Below are 1,368 nucleotides of genomic sequence, written 5' to 3' on the forward strand. Positions count from 1 at the left end.
GCTGAGCTGTGATGGGGAAGCTCCTTATGGAGCGAAGTCTTTGATTCCCCGCTGCCAAGAAAAGCTTCTAGCGAGATAAAAGGTGCCTGTACCGCAAACCGACACAGGTAGGCGAGGAGAGAATCCTAAGGTGTGCGAGAGAACTCTGGTTAAGGAACTCGGCAAAATGACCCCGTAACTTCGGGAGAAGGGGTGCTTTCTTAACGGAAAGCCGCAGTGAATAGGCCCAAGCGACTGTTTAGCAAAAACACAGCTCTCTGCGAAGCCGTAAGGCGAAGTATAGGGGGTGACACCTGCCCGGTGCTGGAAGGTTAAGGAGAGGGGTTAGCGTAAGCGAAGCTCTGAACTGAAGCCCCAGTAAACGGCGGCCGTAACTATAACGGTCCTAAGGTAGCGAAATTCCTTGTCGGGTAAGTTCCGACCCGCACGAAAGGTGTAACGATTTGGGCACTGTCTCAACCAGAGACTCGGTGAAATTATAGTACCTGTGAAGATGCAGGTTACCCGCGACAGGACGGAAAGACCCCGTGGAGCTTTACTGTAGCCTGATATTGAATTTTGGTACAGTTTGTACAGGATAGGCGGGAGCCATTGAAACCGGAGCGCTAGCTTCGGTGGAGGCGCTGGTGGGATACCGCCCTGACTGTATTGAAATTCTAACCTACGGGTCTTATCGACCCGGGAGACAGTGTCAGGTGGGCAGTTTGACTGGGGCGGTCGCCTCCTAAAGTGTAACGGAGGCGCCCAAAGGTTCCCTCAGAATGGTTGGAAATCATTCGTAGAGTGCAAAGGCATAAGGGAGCTTGACTGCGAGACCTACAAGTCGAGCAGGGACGAAAGTCGGGCTTAGTGATCCGGTGGTTCCGCATGGAAGGGCCATCGCTCAACGGATAAAAGCTACCCCGGGGATAACAGGCTTATCTCCCCCAAGAGTCCACATCGACGGGGAGGTTTGGCACCTCGATGTCGGCTCATCGCATCCTGGGGCTGTAGTCGGTCCCAAGGGTTGGGCTGTTCGCCCATTAAAGCGGTACGCGAGCTGGGTTCAGAACGTCGTGAGACAGTTCGGTCCCTATCCGTCGTGGGCGTAGGAAATTTGAGAGGAGCTGTCCTTAGTACGAGAGGACCGGGATGGACGCACCGCTGGTGTACCAGTTGTTCTGCCAAGGGCATAGCTGGGTAGCTATGTGCGGAAGGGATAAGTGCTGAAAGCATCTAAGCATGAAGCCCCCCTCAAGATGAGATTTCCCATAGCGTAAGCTAGTAAGATCCCTGAAAGATGATCAGGTTGATAGGTTCGAGGTGGAAGCATGGTGACATGTGGAGCTGACGAATACTAATAGATCGAGGACTTAACCATATAATATG

General features: G+C 53.1%; 1 rRNA gene. It reads left to right on the forward strand.

The features are described from left to right. Nucleotides 1–1,360 (forward strand): 23S ribosomal RNA (locus ACTFP3_RS30105); the annotation flags it as partial. Nucleotides 1,361–1,368: the final 8 nt, after the last annotated feature.

It is taken from the genome of Bacillus cereus group sp. MYBK5-2 (assembly GCF_051915685.1).
Taxonomy (GTDB): Bacteria; Bacillota; Bacilli; order Bacillales; family Bacillaceae_G; genus Bacillus_A; species Bacillus_A cereus.